22 protein-coding genes are annotated in these 19,418 nt (G+C 57.2%); 4 read left to right on the forward strand and 18 right to left on the reverse strand.

Annotated features, from left to right (window positions below):
- Nucleotides 1-45: 45 nt before the first annotated feature.
- On the forward strand, nucleotides 46-915 hold the full coding sequence (locus LAC65_RS14740) for a phosphoribulokinase (RefSeq protein WP_039380889.1): 870 nt from the start codon (nucleotides 46-48) through the stop codon (nucleotides 913-915).
- 96 nt (nucleotides 916-1,011) lie between these two features.
- Here the strand turns inward: LAC65_RS14740 and LAC65_RS14745 are convergent, their stop codons facing one another.
- Nucleotides 1,012-1,416: an OsmC family protein gene (locus tag LAC65_RS14745; RefSeq protein WP_039380892.1), complete on the reverse strand. Its 405-nt coding sequence runs from the start codon at nucleotides 1,414-1,416 to the stop codon at nucleotides 1,012-1,014.
- A gap of 290 nt (nucleotides 1,417-1,706) precedes the next feature.
- Between LAC65_RS14745 and crp the strand changes: the two genes are divergently transcribed.
- Complete coding sequence (crp, locus tag LAC65_RS14750; protein WP_000242755.1) at nucleotides 1,707-2,339, forward strand: cAMP-activated global transcriptional regulator CRP; 633 nt, start codon at nucleotides 1,707-1,709, stop codon at nucleotides 2,337-2,339.
- Between the two features lie 60 nt (nucleotides 2,340-2,399).
- On the forward strand, nucleotides 2,400-4,475 hold the full coding sequence (locus tag LAC65_RS14755) for a YccS/YhfK family putative transporter (RefSeq protein WP_224144792.1): 2,076 nt from the start codon (nucleotides 2,400-2,402) through the stop codon (nucleotides 4,473-4,475).
- Here LAC65_RS14755 and argD read toward each other — a convergent pair whose 3' ends face one another.
- The 5 genes from argD to ppiA form a co-directional block, all read right to left on the reverse strand.
- A complete protein-coding gene (gene argD / locus LAC65_RS14760; protein WP_039380899.1) occupies nucleotides 4,476-5,696 on the reverse strand; it encodes a bifunctional acetylornithine/succinyldiaminopimelate transaminase in 1,221 nt (406 codons plus the stop codon).
- Between the two features lie 87 nt (nucleotides 5,697-5,783).
- Entirely contained in the window at nucleotides 5,784-6,359 is a 576-nt protein-coding gene (pabA, locus tag LAC65_RS14765) for an aminodeoxychorismate synthase component 2 (protein ID WP_039380901.1), read from the reverse strand.
- Between the two features lie 41 nt (nucleotides 6,360-6,400).
- Entirely contained in the window at nucleotides 6,401-6,994 is a 594-nt protein-coding gene (locus LAC65_RS14770) for a putative adenosine monophosphate-protein transferase Fic (protein WP_039380904.1), read from the reverse strand.
- On the reverse strand, nucleotides 6,984-7,154 hold the full coding sequence (locus LAC65_RS14775; protein ID WP_071669295.1) for a YhfG family protein: 171 nt from the start codon (nucleotides 7,152-7,154) through the stop codon (nucleotides 6,984-6,986). Before LAC65_RS14775 ends, LAC65_RS14770 begins: the two co-directional genes overlap by 11 nt.
- A gap of 101 nt (nucleotides 7,155-7,255) precedes the next feature.
- A complete protein-coding gene (gene ppiA, locus LAC65_RS14780) occupies nucleotides 7,256-7,828 on the reverse strand; it encodes a peptidylprolyl isomerase A (protein ID WP_039380907.1) in 573 nt (190 codons plus the stop codon).
- A 260-nt stretch (nucleotides 7,829-8,088) separates the two neighbouring features.
- On the opposite strand from ppiA, the gene tsgA reads away from it, so the two are divergent.
- Nucleotides 8,089-9,267 (forward strand): MFS transporter TsgA, encoded by a 1,179-nt coding sequence (gene tsgA, locus LAC65_RS14785; RefSeq protein ID WP_039380910.1) that lies wholly within the window; start codon nucleotides 8,089-8,091, stop codon nucleotides 9,265-9,267.
- 91 nt (nucleotides 9,268-9,358) lie between these two features.
- On the opposite strand, the gene trpS is transcribed toward tsgA, so the two are convergent.
- From trpS to pilM, 12 genes are all read right to left on the reverse strand, one after another.
- Nucleotides 9,359-10,363, reverse strand: a complete 1,005-nt coding sequence (trpS, locus tag LAC65_RS14790; protein WP_039380913.1) for a tryptophan--tRNA ligase — start codon at nucleotides 10,361-10,363, stop codon at nucleotides 9,359-9,361.
- Nucleotides 10,364-10,378: 15 nt separating this feature from the next.
- Nucleotides 10,379-11,056: a phosphoglycolate phosphatase gene (locus tag LAC65_RS14795; protein ID WP_039380916.1), complete on the reverse strand. Its 678-nt coding sequence runs from the start codon at nucleotides 11,054-11,056 to the stop codon at nucleotides 10,379-10,381.
- Complete coding sequence (gene rpe / locus LAC65_RS14800) at nucleotides 11,040-11,723, reverse strand: ribulose-phosphate 3-epimerase (protein ID WP_039380919.1); 684 nt, start codon at nucleotides 11,721-11,723, stop codon at nucleotides 11,040-11,042. Before rpe ends, LAC65_RS14795 begins: the two co-directional genes overlap by 17 nt.
- Nucleotides 11,724-11,788: 65 nt before the next feature.
- On the reverse strand, nucleotides 11,789-12,598 hold the full coding sequence (gene dam, locus LAC65_RS14805) for an adenine-specific DNA-methyltransferase (protein ID WP_039380921.1): 810 nt from the start codon (nucleotides 12,596-12,598) through the stop codon (nucleotides 11,789-11,791).
- A gap of 94 nt (nucleotides 12,599-12,692) precedes the next feature.
- The gene (locus LAC65_RS14810) at nucleotides 12,693-13,724 is read right to left on the reverse strand and encodes an SPOR domain-containing protein (protein ID WP_039380924.1); all 1,032 of its coding nucleotides are present in this window, start codon (nucleotides 13,722-13,724) and stop codon (nucleotides 12,693-12,695) included.
- 120 nt (nucleotides 13,725-13,844) lie between these two features.
- Nucleotides 13,845-14,933 carry a 3-dehydroquinate synthase gene (gene aroB / locus LAC65_RS14815; RefSeq protein ID WP_039380926.1) on the reverse strand — a complete coding sequence of 363 codons (1,089 nt, stop codon included), beginning with the start codon at nucleotides 14,931-14,933 and terminating at the stop codon, nucleotides 13,845-13,847.
- Nucleotides 14,934-14,972: 39 nt separating this feature from the next.
- Complete coding sequence (gene aroK, locus LAC65_RS14820; protein WP_039380929.1) at nucleotides 14,973-15,494, reverse strand: shikimate kinase AroK; 522 nt, start codon at nucleotides 15,492-15,494, stop codon at nucleotides 14,973-14,975.
- Nucleotides 15,495-15,977: 483 nt separating this feature from the next.
- Complete coding sequence (hofQ, locus tag LAC65_RS14825) at nucleotides 15,978-17,237, reverse strand: DNA uptake porin HofQ (protein WP_071669289.1); 1,260 nt, start codon at nucleotides 17,235-17,237, stop codon at nucleotides 15,978-15,980.
- A complete protein-coding gene (locus LAC65_RS14830) occupies nucleotides 17,155-17,562 on the reverse strand; it encodes a HofP DNA utilization family protein (RefSeq protein WP_039380932.1) in 408 nt (135 codons plus the stop codon). Before LAC65_RS14830 ends, hofQ begins: the two co-directional genes overlap by 83 nt.
- Nucleotides 17,552-17,989, reverse strand: a complete 438-nt coding sequence (locus LAC65_RS14835) for a HofO family protein (RefSeq protein ID WP_052246456.1) — start codon at nucleotides 17,987-17,989, stop codon at nucleotides 17,552-17,554. Before LAC65_RS14835 ends, LAC65_RS14830 begins: the two co-directional genes overlap by 11 nt.
- Complete coding sequence (locus LAC65_RS14840; protein WP_039380935.1) at nucleotides 17,982-18,524, reverse strand: PilN domain-containing protein; 543 nt, start codon at nucleotides 18,522-18,524, stop codon at nucleotides 17,982-17,984. Before LAC65_RS14840 ends, LAC65_RS14835 begins: the two co-directional genes overlap by 8 nt.
- Nucleotides 18,518-19,333, reverse strand: a complete 816-nt coding sequence (pilM, locus tag LAC65_RS14845) for a pilus assembly protein PilM (RefSeq protein ID WP_039380938.1) — start codon at nucleotides 19,331-19,333, stop codon at nucleotides 18,518-18,520. Before pilM ends, LAC65_RS14840 begins: the two co-directional genes overlap by 7 nt.
- Nucleotides 19,334-19,418 lie beyond the last annotated feature (85 nt).

A 19,418-nucleotide genomic window follows, 5' to 3' on the forward strand; every position in this document is an offset into this window, starting at 1 on the left:
TCATGGTAACAATGCTCATCGCCCGACCTCACAGGGAGCACCCGTATGTCAGCCAGACACCCCGTTATCGCCGTTACCGGCTCCAGCGGCGCCGGTACCACGACAACCAGCCTTGCGTTCCGTAAAATTTTTCAGCAGCTGGGGCTGCATGCAGCCGAAGTAGAAGGCGACAGTTTTCATCGCTATACCCGGCCGGAAATGGATATGGCGATCCGCAAAGCACGCGATCTGGGTCGTCACATCAGCTATTTTGGTCCGGACGCCAATGACTTTGGCCTGCTGGAGCAGACGTTCCGGCGCTATGGCGAAAGCGGCATAGGAGAGTCGCGCAAATACCTGCACACCTATGACGAGGCCGTGCCGTGGAATCAGGTGCCGGGCACCTTTACTCCCTGGCAGCCGCTGCCGGAGAATACTGATGTGCTGTTTTATGAGGGACTGCACGGCGGAGTGGTTACGCAGCAGCATAACGTGGCGGAGCATGTTGATCTGCTGGTGGGCGTGGTGCCGATCGTCAATCTTGAGTGGATACAGAAACTGGTACGCGATACCAGCGAACGGGGCCATTCGCGCGAAGCGGTGATGGACTCCGTGGTACGGTCGATGGAAGATTATATCAACTACATCACGCCGCAGTTTTCGCGCACGCACCTTAACTTTCAGCGGGTACCGACAGTTGATACCTCTAACCCGTTCGCGGCGCGCGAGATCCCCTCACTGGATGAGAGTTTTGTGGTGATCCATTTTCGCGGCCTGGAAGGTATCGCTTTCCCCTATCTGCTGGCGATGATTCAGGGATCGTTTATTTCGCATATGAATACGCTGGTGGTACCGGGCGGCAAAATGGGACTGGCGATGGAGCTGATCATGATGCCACTGGTGCAGCGGCTGATTGAAGGAAAACGGATAGAGTAGAGGCCATGTCTGCCAGACGACGTGGCATCGGTCGCCATAAATGGCGACCCTGCAAAGCCTGTTTCACGGGTAGCGAGGTATGCGCACCGGCAGCTGTTACAGCTCAACTACCTCATGGCTGTGGGTGATCTCCACCCCTTTGCCGAGCATGATCGCCACCGAGCAATATTTTTCTGCCGACAGGTCAACCGCCCGCGCCACCGCTTTCTCGCTCAGCGCTTTGCCGCTGACGATAAAGTGCAGGTTAATCTGTGTAAAAATACGTGGTGCTTCTTCGCGCCGTTCTGAAGTCAGTTTGACCTCGCAGTCAGCCACGTCATTACGCCCTTTTTGCAGAATCGAGACCACATCAATCGCGCTACAGCCGCCGGCGGCCATCAGTACCATCTCCATCGGGCTTGGCGCTTTATCGCCTGAATTCCCGTCCATTAATAACTGATGTCCTGATGAGGATTCTCCGAGAAAGGTCAGCCCTTCCACCCATTTCACACGTGCCTGCATTATTCTTTCTCCTGAAGCGGCGTTTTGCGCCAGAGTACGCGTTCATCCGGCAAACAGCAATCGCCCGCCTGCTGAAGCGAGACAACACAAGACAGCCTGCAAAAGCTGTGCTACAAACAGAGCTGAAAATTTCTTCGTCGTGGCTGATGAGGACGGGCAGAATCAAAAGCAGAGCTTACACATCCGCCCGGATAATTTTTATTAACAGGACGCGCTGGACGATTTCATCGCCTGACAGGGAATGAATGCCCCTGTGTTTTGGGCACGATTACAATAGAGGATAATAGCGAATGGTTCTCGGCAAACCGCAAACAGACCCTACACTCGAATGGTTCCTGTCCCATTGCCATATTCACAAATATCCATCCAAAAGCACGCTGATCCATCAGGGTGAAAAAGCAGAAACGCTCTACTACATCGTTAAAGGTTCCGTTGCGGTACTGATTAAAGATGAAGAAGGCAAAGAGATGATCCTCTCCTATCTGAATCAGGGAGATTTCATCGGCGAACTCGGCCTGTTTGAAGAGGGCCAGGAGCGCAGTGCCTGGGTGCGTGCGAAAACAGCCTGCGAAGTTGCTGAAATTTCCTACAAAAAATTTCGTCAGCTGATTCAGGTTAACCCGGATATTTTGATGCGCCTGTCGGCGCAGATGGCACGTCGCCTGCAGGTGACATCAGAAAAGGTGGGTAACCTGGCTTTCCTGGATGTTACCGGCCGCATTGCGCAGACGCTGCTTAATCTGGCTAAACAGCCGGATGCCATGACCCACCCCGACGGTATGCAGATTAAAATTACCCGTCAGGAGATTGGTCAGATCGTGGGTTGCTCACGGGAAACCGTTGGTCGCATCCTGAAAATGCTGGAAGATCAGAACCTGATCTCCGCACACGGTAAAACCATCGTCGTTTACGGCACCCGCTAAGCTGTTTCACCCCCCACGGCGTGATGACACCATCACGCCGTTTCTGTTTGCGATAAGCTGATGTGGCGCCGAATCATCTATCATCCCGAAGTCAATTACGCTCTGCGTCAGACGCTGGTGCTGTGCCTGCCTGTCGCGCTGGGATGGCTGTGTGGCGATCTGCAAAAAGGCCTGCTGTTCTCGCTGGTACCCGCCTGCTGCAATATTGCCGGCCTTGATACGCCGCATAAACGCTTTTTCAAACGCCTGATCGTGGGCGGTACGCTTTTCGCCACCGGCAGTTTTCTGATCCAGTACCTCACCAACGCCGCGGTTCCGCTGCCGCTTATTATGCTGGTGCTGCCGCTGCTGATTGGCGTGACGGGCGAAATCAGTCCGCTGCACGGGCGTCTGCTGCCCGGCACGCTGATTGCAGCGATCTTTACGCTGAGCCTGGTGGGGCGTATGCCGATCTGGGTGCCGCCGCTGCTCTATATTGGCGGCACGTTCTGGTATGGCCTGTTTAACTGGTTCTGGTACTGGCTGTGGAAAGAGCAGCCGATGCGTGAAACGCTGAGCCTGCTCTATCGTGAGCTGGCTGACTACTGCGATGCCAAATATACCCTGCTGACACAGCTGACCGATCCGGAAAAAGCGCTGCCGCCGCTGCTGGCGCGCCAGCAGAAAGCGGTTGACCTGATCACCACCTGCTATCAGCAGATGCATATGCTTTCTGCCAGCCGCGATAACAGCCATAAGCGGCTGACGCGCGCTTTTCAGGTGGCGCTGGATCTGCAGGAGCATATCGCTGTCAGCCTGCACCAGCCGGAGAAAGTGCAAAAGCTGGTAGAACAGAGTCATGCGGAAGCGGTTATCCGCTGGAATGCAAAAACCATTTCGGCACAGCTCAGGCTGCTGGCCGATGCCATTCTCTATCACCAGCTGCCCGCCCGCTTTCAGATGGAAAAGCCGCTCGGCGCGCTGGAAAAAATTGCGCGGCAGCATCCGGATAATCCGGTTGGCCACTTCTGCCTTTATCATTTCAGCCGCATCGCCCGCGTGCTGCGCACCCAGAAACCGCTCTATACGCGCGATCTGATGGCCGATCGCCAGCGGCGCCTGCCGCTGCTGCCCGCCCTGCGCAGCTATCTATCGTTCAGGTCCGGCGCGCTGCGCAGCGCGGCCCGCTTTGCCGTTATGCTGATGTTTGGCAGCTCTGTTGCGCTGTTTTTTAATATTCCCAAGCCCTACTGGATCCTGATGACCATTATGTTTGTCAGCCAGAATGGCTACAGCGCCACGCGCGTGCGCATTCAGCACCGGGCGCTCGGCACCTTTGCCGGGCTGCTGATTGCCGCCGCATCGCTGCGTTTCGCCGTACCGGAATCGATCGCGCTGCTGTTTATGCTGGCAATCACGCTGGCCAGTTATCTGGTGACGCGCAAATATTATGGCTGGTCGATGATTGGCTTCACCGTGACGGCGGTCTACTCGCTGCAGCTGCTGTCGCTGAATGGTGCTCAGTTCCTGCTGCCGCGGATGATGGATACGCTGATGGGCTGTCTGATCGCCTTCGCCGGTATGATCTGGCTATGGCCGCAGTGGCAGAGTGGTCTGCTGCGCCAGAATGCGCACGATGCGCTGGAAGCGTATCAGGAGGCGCTGCGCATGCTGCTGGGGCCGGATCACGCGCCGGAAAAACTGGCTTACCAGCGGGTAAAGGTTAACCAGGCGCATAACGCGCTGTTTAATGCGCTGAATCAGGCGACCAGCGAGCCTGGTTTTAACGCGCAGTATCTGAAGGATATGCGGCTGTGGGTCACGCACAGTCAGTTTATCGTAGAGCATATTAACGCCATGACTATTCTGGCGCGTGAGCACACCATGCTGACCCCGGCTCTGGCAGAGCGCTATCTGCAGTCGTGCGAAATTGCCCTGCAGCGCTGTCAGCAGCGGCTGACCTACGACGGACCGGGCAGTGAGAGCAACGTTATGGAGGCGCCGGGAAACCTGCATGAGGGGCCGGTGACGATTGTCGAGCAGCATGTTAAACGCATTTTGCAGAATCTCAGCGTCATGCACACCATCTCCTCTCTGGCATGGAGCCAGCGACCGCATCATGGCCGCTGGCTGCGGGCTATTCGTCCGAAAGGATAGTCAGGCGGCAATAACCCTGCGCAGCGCGGCCGCAAAGCGCGTCATTCCGGCGTCGATCTCCTCCGGAGTGATAACCAGCGACGGCACAAAGCGGATCACATCGCTGCCGGCGGTCAGGATCATCACGCCTTCTGCCGCTGCTGCATTGAGAATATCGCGGGCTTTACTGGCATGTTCCGGTTTCAGTACCGCGCCCATCAGCAGACCCTTTCCGCGAATTTCGCTAAAGATATCCAGCTCACTATCCAGCGCCCTCAGCGCGTCGGTAAACTGCTGCCGCCGCGCCTCCACCCCAGCCAGCACCGCCGGCGTGTTAATGATATCCAGCGCGGTTTCTGCAATCGCGCAGGCGAGCGGATTGCCGCCGTAGGTAGTGCCATGTACGCCGGGCGCCATGACGGAAGCGATCTCATGCGTGGTCAGCATCGCGCTCACCGGGAAGCCGCCGCCCAGCGCTTTCGCCGTCGTAAGAATGTCAGGCTGAATACCGTAGTGTTCATAGCTGAACAGCTTGCCGCTGCGCCCCATGCCGCTCTGTACTTCATCCAGCACCAGCAGCGCGTTATGCTCATCGCACAGCGCACGCAGTCCCTGCATAAATTCCGGCGTTGCCGGCATCACGCCGCCCTCACCCTGAATCGGTTCAACAACGATCGCGCAGGTATGATCATCAATCACGGCTTTTACCGCCGCCAGATCGTTAAACGGGACGTGGACGATATCGGCCGGTTTGGGGCCGAAGCCGTCAGAGTATTTAGGCTGTCCGCCAACGGAGACGGTAAACAGCGTGCGGCCGTGGAAAGCGTTGTGAAACGCGATGATCTTACTTTTGAACGGCGAGTGCTTTTTACAGGCGTAGTAGCGCGCCAGCTTGAACGCCGCTTCGTTAGCTTCCGCACCGGAATTGCCAAAAAATACGCGGTCGGCGAAGGTAGCAGCAATCAGCTTCGTCGCCAGACGCAGCGCCGGCTCGTTGGTAAAAACATTACTGGTGTGCCACAGCGTTTCGCCCTGGCGCTTCAGCGTCTCAACCAGCGCCGGATGGCAGTGACCCAGCGCGGTGACCGCTATACCGCCGGAGAAGTCGATATACTCTTTACCCTGCTGATCCCAGACGCGGCTGCCTTTGCCCTTTACGGGCACAAACTGCGCAGGTGCATAAACAGGCAAAATGACGTTATCAAACGTCTCCCGGGTTACCGCTATGTTTTCCGCTGCCATTGCTGACCTCATCCGGCTATTGAGTGATCTTAAATGAAATTATAATCACGGAATATGCATAAGAAATCACGGAATGGCAAACGGAAGTTAGCGTTCAAGGAAATTTTTCAGCAGCTGATGGCCCTGCTCGCTGAGCACGCTTTCGGGGTGAAACTGCACGCCTTCCAGCGGTAGCGTGCGGTGACGAAAGCCCATGATTTCATCGGGCTGATTATCACGCAGGCTCCAGGCGGTGATCTCAAACGCGTCAGGCAGCGATCCATCCGCCACAATCAGTGAGTGATAGCGCGTTACGGTGAGTGGATTAGCGAGGTTGCGAAACACGCCTTCGCCAGTGTGGCGTACCGGCGAGGTTTTCCCGTGCATGACCTGACGCGCACGTACCACCTTTCCGCCAAAGGCCTGAGCGATGGCCTGATGTCCGAGGCACACCCCCAGCACCGGCAGCCGCCCGGCAAAATAGCGAATGGCATCCAGAGAAATACCCGCCTGGTCGGGCGTGCAGGGCCCAGGGGAGATAACCAGATGGCTTAGCGGCAATGCCGCCATCTCAGCCAGCGAGATAGCGTCATTACGCACCACGCGCACCTGCGCGCCCAGCTCGCAAAAATACTGGTAAAGGTTCCAGGTAAAAGAGTCGTAGTTATCAAGCAGCAGCAGCATCATGACCTCAGGTCGATCAAACCGCCGCTATTCTACGCACTTTATCGCGCCGGGCTTACCACTTTTGTCAGCTGCGCGGTCAGCGCGGCGAGATCGCCCGCGACCGCTTCGCGAATTGCCTTCTGCCACGGCTCCGGCTCCAGCCGATCCCACTCCAGCAGATAGCCGGCGTGCAGCGCCAGCTGCTCAAAAAAGATGCGCTGAGCGCGTCCGTTGCCCGCCCGGAACGGATGCAGTACATAGAGTTCACAGTAGTAATGTGCCAGACGGGCCACAAAGGCGTCTGTATCAAGTTCGGTCAGCCCCTGCTCCTCCTCCAGCGCGCTCATCAGCGCATTGCCCTCTTTCTCAATGTATTCGCAGTGGCAGTAAGGGGTCTCGTCGCGCCAGATATCGATGGTGCGGAGTTCGCCCGCCCAGCTGTAGAGATCCTGAAACAGCGTGCGATGAATATGGCGTAAACGCGGCAGACCCGGTGTACGCGGACCTGGATCCAGCGTCGCCAGCCGCGCGGCACTGAACGCCAGCTCCGCCTTGCGCAGCTGCGCGGCATCATGAATTTCCAGCCGGTTTTTCAGCACATCATCGTTGTGCCACAGGTAGGGATCGCGTACCGCCAGTGAATTATCCGCCATACTGCCTCCTCAGCGAAGCAAGCCGATCTTCCGCCTGCTCAGCGGTGACCGCAGGCTCAGTCAGGGTATAACCAGACAGCCTGCAGCTGGCCTGATAGCTGGCAGCACGACGCTGCAGCCACAAAGTGGCTTTCTGTTTTTCAGTGAGTTTTTGCGGCATAGCGCCTCCGGCTGACAAGATTTGCCCTAAGTATAAGAGCAAATTCTGGCTTTGCCGGAGCGCGGTCAGCGACGTCACGCTACAGGTGACGCGGAAACAGATTAAGGCAGGATTTTCGCGGAGGTAATAACAACCGGTTTTGCCGGGACATTCTGGTACGGGCCCACATCTTTAGTCGGGACCTGGGCGATTTTGTCGATCACATCCATCCCTTTCACAACTTTACCAAATACCGCATAACCGAAGTCGCGCTGTCCGTGATCCAGGAAAGCGTTATCTGCCACATTCAGGAAGAACTGGCTGGTTGCGCTGTCTTTCTCAGCGGTACGCGCCATAGAGATGGTACCGCGCAGATTACGCAGTCCGTTGTCAGCTTCGTTTTTGACTGGCGCGCTGGTCTGCTTCTGCTGCATATCCGTGGTAAAACCGCCGCCCTGGATCATAAAACCCGGGATCACGCGATGAAAAATGGTGTTGTTGTAGAAGCCGTTATTAACGTAATCCACAAAGTTTTTTACTGAAACCGGCGCTTTCTGGTTATCCAGTTCAAGTTCAATGTTGCCTGCTGACGTGGTGAGCAGGACATGTGTATCCCCTTTTGCAGCCAGTGCAGAAGCAGATACGGAAGAGAGTGCTAACAGGGCGATCGCCGCTGTCAAAGTACGTTTAAGCATGAAAGAGTCCTTACCCTGGAGATCGGCTTAAAAAACAGAATTGATTGTAAAGAGCATGTAATACAAGAGCCAGCGTTTTACCTATATTTACCGGAATGTTGCAAACGTCATACTTTTGCCGCCGCGCAATCATTTGCGTGACTGAAATCACACATATCATGAAATTTGCGTAGCTTATTTCACTGCTTGTTTATTAAGATCACAGTTCCATTTACAATTCATGACACTTTTGCCTCATCGTCCCCCCACAGGTTATGAACATGACAAACCGTAATCGCATCGGCCTTACCTGGATCAGCTTTTTCTCTTATGCGCTCACTGGCGCACTGGTGATTGTGACCGGTATGGTGCTGGATAATATCGCGCAATATTTCCAGCTACCCATCTCAGAGATGAGTAACACTTTTACTTTCCTTAACGCCGGCATTCTGGTTGCCGTTTTCCTGAACGCCTGGCTGATGGTGATTGTGCCGCTGAAACGCCAGCTGATTTTCGGCTTTGTGCTGATGATTCTGGCGGTAGCGGGCCTGATGACCAGCCATAACCTGCAGGTCTTTTCACTCTGCATGTTTATTCTGGGCGTGGTTAGCGGCATTACCATGTCAATTGGTACCTTCCTGATCACCCATATCTATGACGGTCGCCAGCGCGGTTCACGCCTGCTGTTTACTGATTCATTTTTCAGCATGGCCGGCACGATTTTCCCGATTATTGCTGGCGTACTGCTGGCGCGGGCGCTGCCGTGGTACTGGGTATATGCCTGTATCGGCGTTATCTATCTGGCTATTTTTGTTCTGACGCTGATGGTGGAGTTTCCGGTTCTCAAAAGTGAAGCGGCCGTTCAGGGTGGGGAAAAAGAGAAATGGGGCGTGGGCGTGCTGTTCCTCTCCATCGCCGCGCTCTGTTATATCCTGGGTCAGCTGGGCTTTATCTCCTGGGTGCCGGAGTATGCAACCAAATCGATGGGCATGGATATCGCCTCTGCCGGGCAGCTGGTCGGCAACTTCTGGACCGCTTACATGGTCGGTATGTGGGCGTTTAGCTTCCTGCTGCGCTTCTTTGACCTGCAGCGCATCCTGATGGTGCTGGCTGCGCTGGCCACCGGCCTGATGTACTGGTTTGTCTCCTCTCAGGAGGCGGGCATGCTGCACTGGATCATTATGGCACTGGGCTTCTTCTCCAGCGCGATTTATACCACCATCATTACGCTGGGATCGCTGCAGACCAAAGCGGCCTCGCCTAAGCTGGTTAACTTTATTCTGACCTGCGGCACCGTGGGCACCATGCTGACCTTTGTGGTTACCGGACCGATAGTGGCTAAAGGTGGCGCGCATGCGGCGCTCTCTACTGCCAACGGCCTTTATGCCGTGGTGTTTATCATGTGCGTGCTGCTCGGCTTTGTCACTAAGCACCGTCAGCACGGTCATGTGACCCACTGATGATACCGGCACTGCCGCCTTGCGCGGCAGATGCGACCCAATAAAAAGGCGAGCCGGAAGGCTCGCCTTTTTTTACGTCATCCGCGCCGGTTTACGGCTGTGCGACGAACCCGACGGCGTCGTACACTTTCTTCAGCGTTTCCTGCGCGTGCGCGCGCGCTTTAGCTGCGCCGTCACGCATTACCTGGTTGAGCAGCTCTTCATCATTGCGGAAGTGGTGATAGCGCGCCTGCAGCTCGGTCAGCATGCCGGATACCGCCTCGGCAACGTCGCCCTTGAGGTGCCCGTACATTTTTCCCTCAAACTGCTGTTCAAGCTCCGCAATCGATTTGCCGGTAACGCCTGAGAGAATATCCAGCAGGTTGGAGACGCCCGCCTTCTCTTTGACATCATAGCGCACCACCGGCGGCTCTTCGGAGTCAGTAACCGCACGCTTGATCTTCTTCACGACCGATTTGGTATCTTCCAGCAGGCCGATAACGTTGTTGCGGTTGTCATCCGACTTGGACATCTTTTTCGTCGGCTCCAGCAGCGACATTACGCGCGCGCCCGATTTCGGAATAAACGGCTCCGGAACCTTAAACACGTCACCATAAAGCGCGTTGAAACGGGCAGCGATATCGCGGCTCAGCTCCAGATGCTGCTTCTGATCTTCGCCTACCGGAACCTGATTGGTCTGATACAGCAGAATATCGGCCGCCATCAGCACCGGGTAGTCAAACAGACCGGCGTTGATATTCTCTTCATAGCGGGCAGATTTATCCTTGAATTGTGTCATACGGCTCAGCTCGCCAAAGTAGGCGTAGCAGTTCAGGATCCAGCTCAGCTGCGTATGCTCCGGCACGTGCGACTGAACAAAAATAGTGCTTTTTTCCGGGTCAATGCCGCAGGCCAGATAGAGCGCCAGCGTATCCAGCGTCGCTTTACGCAGCGTGGCCGGGTCCTGACGCACGGTGATCGCGTGCAGATCGACGATGCAGTAAATGCAGTGATAGTCATCCTGCATCTGCACCCACTGACGCAGCGCACCCATATAGTTGCCAATGGTCAGTTCACCTGAAGGCTGGGCGCCGCTGAAAACGATGGGTTTGCTCATGTTATATCCTGATAATCACAGCCCGAGTGCGGGCAGAAGTTCGCCAAAAGTGTCGAGAGTTAAATCGGGCCGGCTGGTGGTAATAGACTCACCGTAGTTGTAGCCAAACGTCATACCGACATTCGGTACACCGGCAGCCTGTGCCGCGAGGATATCATTGCGTGAATCCCCGACAAACAGCAATTGTTCCGGCAGTACGCCGAAATGGCCCAGCACCAGGAAGATGCCGGCCGGATGCGGTTTTTTCACCGCTACGTCATCACCGCCGATAATCAGTGAAAAAGAGTCGCTGATGCCGAGAGAGGCCAGCAGCGGAGCGACAAACGGCGTTGGTTTATTGGTAACGATAGCGAGAGGTAATCCCTGGTCGCGCAGCGCGAGCAGCGTCTCTTTTACCTGCGGAAACAGCGTGCTGCCTGACTCAACCGTGTCAGCGTAGTGCCGGTCAAAACAGGCGCGTGCGTCACGCTGCTCTTCCGCATGCGGCTCGCGGCCCAGCGCCCAGGTCAGGGCGCGCGCCATCATAATATCGGCACCGTTACCTATCCAGGCTGATGCCCGCTCAATGCCCGGCGCCGGCAGCTGCAGATCGCCCAGCGCCCGATCGATCGCCTGTGACAGGCCCGGTGCGCTATGCACCAGCGTTCCGTCAAGGTCAAAGGCCAGCGCGCGGATATCAGTGAAATGAGCCATTAACTTTCTCCAGTTCCGTGCGCATTTCATCGATAACTTTTTTGTAATCGGGATGACCGAAGATGGCCGAACCGGCGACAAACATATCTGCGCCGGCGGCAGCAATCTGTCCGATATTGTCGATTTTTACACCGCCATCCACTTCGAGCCGGATGTCATAGCCGCTCTGATCGATCAGCCGGCGCGCCTCGCGCAGTTTATCCAGCGTGCCCGGTATGAATGACTGGCCGCCAAAGCCGGGATTGACCGACATCAGCAGAATGATATCCAGCTTATCCATCACGTAATCAAGGTAGCTCAGCGGCGTTGCCGGATTAAACACCAGGCCCGCCTTACAGCCATGCTCTTTGATGAGCTGCAGCGTGCGATCCACGTGGTCACTGGCTTCCGGGTGGAATGTGATATAGCTGGCACCCGCTTTCGCAAACTCCGGGATAAGCGCATCCACTGGCTTGACCATCAGGTGCACATCAATCGGTGCCGTAATGCCGTAGTCACGCAGCGCTTTCAGCACCATAGGTCCCATCGTCAGATTGGGCACATAGTGATTATCCATCACATCGAAATGCACGACATCGCCGCCTGCCGCCAGTGCTTTGGCGGTATCTTCACCCAGACGGGCAAAGTCAGCGGCAAGAATTGAAGGGGCCAGTAAAAATTGTTTCATCCGATTCTCCCAATGTTGTGCGCCAGTCTCAGCTGACGTAATGCGTTGGTCGCGGACGAAACAGGCTAGCGGAAAAGCGCCAGCAGTTCGTCCACCTGCGTACGACCACTTATGCTTCGGCTGATAGAACGCCGGGCTTTTACTACATGTAAATCCGCGTTCTGATACCACTCCCGGGTCAGCAGCGTATCGTGATTGGAAATCAGGACCGGTATCTGGCTCTTAGCCAGCTTCCCGGCCAGCTCCGCGAGATGCTGCTGCTCGCGCAGGCTGAAACTGTTGGTGTGATAGGCCGTGAAGTTGGCCGTTGCCGACAGCGGTGCATAGGGCGGATCGCAATAGACCACCGAGCCTGCAGCAGCGCTGTTCAGGGTAACATCGTACGATTCGCAGACAAAGGTCGCTTTCTGCGCGCGCTCTGCAAACCAGAGTAGTTCAGCTTCCGGAAAGTAGGGTTTGCGGTAGCGGCCAAAAGGCACGTTAAATTCACCGCGCAGGTTGTAGCGACACAGGCCGTTATAGCCGTGACGATTCAGATAGAGGAACAGCACGGCGCGCTGGTAGGGATCGCGGCTGGCGTTAAATGCCAGCCGCTGCGCATAATAGTGCTCAGCGCTGTTTCCTTCCGGCGTAAACAGCTGACGCGCATCCGCAATAAATGTCTGCGTACGCGTTTTGACAATGTTGTAGAGGTTAATGAGATCGCCGTTGATGTCCGCCAGATGGTAGCGGTCATAATCGGTATTGAGAAATACGGAACCGGCGCCCACAAAAGGCTCAACTAAGCAGTCGCCTTGTGGCAGGTGACGACGAATATCGTCAAGCAGTGGGTATTTCCCACCGGCCCATTTCAGGAAAGCGCGATTTTTTTTCATGCTGTCGTGGTTATTACATCTTCATTGTAGCTGTGGTGAAACCGACAGCAGATCTGCGCTTAAACGGGGCCGCAGCAGCGGGCCCCACATCAATTTACTGACTCTCTTTCTTAACCTGGCTCAGCGGTTTTACCCACGGATTAACCGCACGTACTTCTGCAGGCAGCGCAGCCGCAGCCCGTTTCGCTTCGGCAGGCGTCGCGTAAGCGCCACTGACCAGCACGTACCAGGGCTGACCGTTACGTGTGGTTTTATACACGTGATAGCCGCTCAGATTCTGTTTTTTTGCCCACGCCGTCAGGCTCTCCTGCTTCGACGCTCCGCTCAGCTGCAGCGTATAGTTGCCACCCGAAGGCAGAGACTTGCTGGCGCTGCTGGCAGGCGGGTTGTGCGCCGCCGTGGTGTGGGTCTGGCTCTCGCGGGTCGCAGACGGTTTTGCCGCAGCCGCTGGTTTATGGCTGGTACCGGATGCGGTGGAGCGTGAATTATTGCTGCTGGCACGCGGCGCATTATCCGCCCGCACAGCTGGCGGCGTAACCGCTTTTCCTGCTGTGCTGCCAGCATTACCGCTTACGGTAGCCGGCGCGGTGGGCAGAGAAGAGCCGCCCTGCGCACCCTGGGCGGCAGCATCTACCGAGCCCTGCTGATTACTCAGCGCGCTGTTGAGATCGCCTGGCAGCGTGACGCGCTGCTGATTCGCAGGCGCCTCTGTTACCTGCGCCTGCGTTGGCGTGGATGACACGGAAGGCATTGAGATCGCCTGCCCTTCACTGCCGGCTGCCGGCTGCGTCGTATCCTGTGGCGCGCTGCCTTCAGCCGTTGGGGCCGCTGCCTGCTGGCCGCTCATGGAGGTGGAGTCAGAGAGATCGATATGTTTTTCACTGCCGCCAGATGTCGACGCACTGCCGCTGCTGCGGTTAGCCGCGGGTTTATCATCCGGCCCGGTCAGCGCTGAACCAATGCCCAGCACCAGAACCAGCAACACCAGAATGCCAATCCCCATCATCATATGCTGACGGGAGACCGGCGCTTTGGCCTTTGGCGCAGAAGACGCTTTACGGGATCGCGCGGGACGGCGATCGCTGGCATCAGGTTTTAACTCATCTTCCGGTTTGAACTCATCCATCTCGCCTCCTCCGTAAAACGGTGCGTCTCCGACACACCGTATCACAACGTTCTTCTTCAGCCTGAACTTGCCTGCCGCAGCGTTATATGACGGTCTGCTGTCAGAACGCTACATTCGCGCTCAGTTACTGCGACAATCGTTAATTGCAGCCAGCACCATATCATGTGCAACACCGGCACGCACTTCAGAGCGACCAATAGCGAGAGGCAGCACCAGACGCAGCTCGCCCCCGATCACTTTTTTGTCGCGCATCATGTGCGGCAGATACGCTTCAGCTGTCATCTCAGCGGGACCGGTTACCGGCAAGCCAGCACGCTGCAGCAGCGCAATCACGCGTTCGCTCTCTGCTGCGGTAAATTGCCCCAGCCGTTGCGCCGTACGCGCGGCCATCACCATACCTGCGGCCACGGCTTCGCCATGTAGCCAGTTGCCATAGCCCATATGCGCTTCAATCGCATGACCAAACGTATGGCCCAGATTGAGCAGCGCACGCTGGCCGTTTTCACGCTCGTCGGCAGCAACCACTTCCGCTTTCAGCTCGCAGCAGCGGCGAATACACCAGGCGATTGCGCGCGCATCCAGCGCCAGCAGCGCATCAAGATTTTGCTCCAGCCAGTGGAAGAATTCACCGTCCAGAATAATGCCGTATTTGATCACCTCTGCCAGGCCAGACGCCAGCTCGCGCGGCGGTAGCGTGGAGAGACAATCCGTGTCGATGACCACCGAGGCGGGCTGATAAAACGCGCCAATCATGTTTTTACCGAGCGGATGATTGACGGCGGTTTTTCCGCCTACTGACGAGTCAACCTGCGCCAGCAGCGTGGTGGGCACCTGAATAAATCGGACGCCGCGCTGATAGCTGGCAGCGGCAAATCCGGTGAGATCGCCAATCACGCCACCACCCAGCGCAATCAGCGTGGTGTCGCGGCCGTGCGGCTTCTGCAGCAGCGCGGTAAAGACCTCATCCATGACGGTCAGCGTTTTATACTGCTCACCGTCAGGCAAAATCACCTGATCAACATGGATGCCCGCCTGGGTCAGCAGCGTTGCGACTTTCCCGAGATAGAGCGGGGCCAGCGTCTGGTTGGTTACCAGCATGGCGCGATCGCCTGCCTTCAGCGGCCAAAAAGAAGCCGGATCCTTAAACAATCCGGCAGCAATGGTAATGGGGTAACTACGATCCCCCAGTGAGACAGTGATCTTCTCCATGATGACCGATACCTGTTGCTGAGCCCTCAGGATGCTGGATTAATTTTTTTCCAGCATGTTGATGATCTGATTGGCGACCACTTTGGCACTTTGATCATCAGTGCGAATAGTGACGTCAGCGATCTCTTCATAAAGCGGATTGCGTTCATCTGCCAGTGCTTCGAGCACTTCACGAGGCGGTTCATCAACCTGCAGCAGCGGGCGCTTTTTATCGCGCTGCGTGCGGGCAAGCTGCTTTTCGATGGTGGTTTCCAGATAGACAACCACGCCGCGGGCGGAGAGACGATTGCGCGTTTCACGGGATTTGACGGAACCGCCGCCGGTCGCCAGTACGATGCCTTGTTTCTCGGTCAGCTCGTTAATGATTTTTTCTTCGCGATCGCGGAAACCAGCTTCGCCTTCCACATCAAATACCCAGCCTACATCCGCTCCGGTACGTCGCTCAATTTCCTGATCGGAATCGAAAAATTCCATATTGAGTTGCTGAGCTAACTGACGACCAATAGTGCTTTTGCCGGCACCCATCGGCCCAACCAGAAAGATATTGCGTTTCTCTGCCATTTTGTCGGTATTACTAAGAATTCGTTGATGATACCCCGCGTTCAGCGCGTTGCTGGCGGGACAGGAACTGAGACCTCATAAGCATTAGCAAGAGTCAGATAGAAAATTATCTCAACACTCATGGCCGTTTGGCAACCGAATAAATCGCCTCCGGCAACCTGCACACAGGTATGGTCTTTGGTTCGCGAGACGGTAACGCTCTTCCTTACGTGCCTTCATTAAACGGGCTACAGCTGCGCAGGCCGGGGGTTGCCGGTGCTTATCATCGGCTGATATTAGCGCTGAAAACGGCCCTTTATCTGCTTGCTGCTGCCCACTTTATGCTGGCATATTTCTTTTTTGACGCCAGTATCGCTTGTGACTGACGCCCGTCGGAAGATTATCCTGCCGCGTACCGCTACACCGTTTTAAAATCGCTAAACCTTGTAAGCTAATTCCTCTCTGGCGTCAACGCGCACGGCACTACAGAACGAATTTTCCGCTTTATCCGGCAGAAAGCGCTGCTTCCCTGACCAGTCTGGGGGTAATAAAGATAACCAGCTCACGTTTTTTCTGCTCCTGCAGCTGCTGCCGGAACAGCGCGCCCAGCAGCGGCACTTCTCCCAGCCACGGCACGCGCTTTTCACTCTGCGTGCGCTGCTGCTGAAAAATGCCGCCCAGCGCCAGCGTTTCGCCATCACGCAGCGTCACCTGCGTCTCAATTTCCTGCTTTTCAATGCTCAGCACCTGGTTCTCTCCCAGCGTCAGGCTGCGGCCAGGCATGTTCTGGCTCAGCCGCAGCCGCAGCTGAATGCGACCGTTGCCCAGAACCGTGGGAGTGACCTCCATACCCAGCACCGCCTCTTTGAACTCGATTGCCGTCGCACCGCTGTTGCCTGACTTCACCTCGTACGGAATTTCGGTGCCCTGTTTGATGGTGGCCGTCTGCTGATGCGCAGTAAAGAGCCGCGGGCTGGCGATGATATCGATCTGATTCTCCTGCTCCAGCGCGCTCAGCTCAAGATTCAGCAATTCACCGCTCATTTTACCCAGCGTCACCCCGGCGCGCAGTGCTGGCGTACTGACCGCCAGCGGCAGGCTAAGCTGCGGATTGCGCAGCGTCGCCGCTACCGCATCTGCCGGAGAGAGCTGCCAGCTGACGCCCAGTTCACGCAGATGCTCTTCGTTAAGCGTCACGATATGCGCCTGCAGCTCCACCTGCTCCAGCGGCCGGTCGAGGGCTTTGATCCAGCGCGTCGTGCTTTCCAGAGCCGGTGCCGTGTCGCGCAGCAGCAGTGAGTTAGTACGGCTATCGACCGTGACGCTCCCGCGTGCTGACATCAGTGAAGGCTCTCCCTGCAGGCTGCGGTGAATATCGCTGGCGCTGGCATAATGAAGCGTAACGGTGCGCTGCTCCAGCGTCCGCTGCGCCTGTTTATCTTCCTGCTCCTGCCGGACCCGCTGCATCTGACGCTGCTGCCAGCTTTGCGGATAGACCAGCAGCACCCCCTCCTCTTCTATCAGAACAAGATCGGTCAGGCGGGAAATCAGCGACAGGGCATGCTCTGCGCTTACCTTCTCCAGGCGCAGCGACAGTCGTCCCTCAACCCCGGGCGCAATCAGCAGATTAGTCTGCTGATAATCCGCCAGCGCCTGCAGAATGCGCTCTACCGGCGCATCGTCAAATACCAGGCTCAGCGTGCTGGTCTGCGCCTGCAGCGGGGTGCTTAACATAAGCCCCAGCAGCATCACGATCCGTTTCATAAAAGCCTCCTTTAATTACCCAAACGATCTGTTGCTTCACACAGCGGCGCGGCGCGGTTAACGTCAGCGTGCGCGCGGTTATCCCCGCGACCTGCCAGGGATAAACCGGAAAAGGAATGGATGGCTCCAGCCGGTAGCTTTTCCCCTCGGGCGATATTACCCAGGCGACAAAGTGGGGTGCGCGACCTGCCACGCCCTGCAGACGCCAGTTCTGCGGCGTGGCGGCAGGCGGTTCGCAGGCGCGGGTGGTCAGAGGGACGAAAGGATTGCGTGCTGCGACGGCACCGACCCAGAGCAGCAGGCACAGCAGCGCGCTACTCCGCATCGGATTGCTCCAGCCACAGCTCTGCCGTCAGCAGACGCGCGCCGGACCGCAGTGAAAAACGCTGCGGTACCGGCTGAGCGGTTCCGGCCAGCTCACTGAACAGCGGCATAAATTCACGCCACTCCAGCTGCAGCACCAGTTCTGATGGCTGAGCCTGCGGCTGCCAGTTTTGCAGCTGCGCGCCACGCGTGTTCACCAGCTGCTCCAGCGATGCGCTGGCCGCGCTGCCGCGCTGCGGCATCTGTAACATAGCGATCTCCTGCGTAAGCGTGGCGACTGACGGCTGCAGCGCCTGCTGCAGCTGGCTTTGCTGGGGTTGCAGCAGCAGCAGCCAGAGCAGCAGCAGCACGGCTGCGGCAACCAGCGTGCTGCAACCGGCACGCCAGGCAAAAGGCCACAGCGCATAGCGCCACATCAGCTCATTCATTGCGCGGCTCCCGCATCCGCGCCTGCAGCGTGAAGCGGTATCGGCCATCGGACTGCCGGGTTATCGCCCTCTGCCTGACGGCGGCAAACAGCGGCTGTGCCAGCAATCGATGGCGCAGCTCGCTCACCGCAGCCACGCTGTCACTCCACCCTTCGACGCGCAGCAGCTGCTGCTGACGATCGATACGCTCCAGCCACAATGCATCCGGCAGCAACCCCGGCAGCTGCTGCCAGAAACGTTGCCAGTGCTGATACTGCAGCGCCACCTGCTGACGCTGCTGCTGTAAGTCCAGCAGCCTGTCGCGCGCCTGCAGCAGTGATTGCTGTTGCGTGCGCAGGTGCCGCAGCGCGAGCAGTCGCTGCCGGGCCTGTTCTGTCGCGCTTTCAGCCTGAGTCAGCTGCTGTCTGCTATATCCTCCCAGCACCAGCGCAACGAGCAGCGGCAGCGTTAACGCGGTAATCAGCAGATATTTCGTCTGCCGGCAGCACTTCTGCCACTGCCGCTCACGCCACGGCAGCAGATTAACCCTTAGCATGAGCTGTCTCCGGGACGCAGCGCCAGTCCCAGCGCCAGCGTAAAGTCGCCCTGCTGTGCGGGCAGAGGCGGCTGCTGGTAGCGTAATAATGAGAGCGGCAGGCACAGCTTCGCCTGTAGTGTGGTCAGGGCTGACGAAGAGGTACAAAGCGAGTCCGATACCTGCGGAAAGAGCTGTGTAACAGTGTCTGCATCGAGCGCGCCTGTGACGCTCCCGCAGCGCAGCGCGCCATCATTAAACACCCAGAACCCGTGCTCGCCTGCCGGGTGGATCAGCAGCGTATGGGGGGCAAGCGGCAGCTGCTGTGCGACCTGCATCAGGGCCTGCGTGCTCAGTTCAAAGATGTCAGGCTCCAGACCCGCCTGCTGCAGCGGCTGCAGCCATTGCGCCATTACGTCCCGCCGTGCCGCCGTAACCTGCAGCCTGTTTTCAGCCGCGTCACACTGATAGTCAAACGCCAGCAGCGCGGTTTCCACCGGAAAGAGGGTACGGGCGGCGGCAGTGACATAACGATTTAAAGCGGGTTCGCGCAGCGAGGTGTCGGGCAGCGGCAAGGTCCGCTGCAGAACCAGCTGTGGCGGCAGGCCAACGCGCAGGGAAAACTGCGCCGGCAGCTGCCGCCGCCACGACGCTAACATCTCCTGTAACAGCGGCGAGCTTTGCAACACGCCGTTGCGTAACGTATCGTGCGGCAGCGCTTGCTGCCACCAGTGTCGCAGCTGCCAGCCATGACGACGGCGTTCAATACCCAGCGCACACAGGTGCCTGTTCTGAATATCCAGTCCAATTTGCCAGCGCTGAAAAGCCATACGCGCGATCTCCTTATCATCAAAGGTAAACGCTAAACCCGGCTATGCTGAATGACAGGCAAATGACGGGTATATCAAAGCGTCA

Origin of the sequence: Pantoea eucrina, from assembly GCF_020079945.1 — a bacterium.
Taxonomy (GTDB): Bacteria; Pseudomonadota; Gammaproteobacteria; order Enterobacterales; family Enterobacteriaceae; genus Pantoea; species Pantoea eucrina.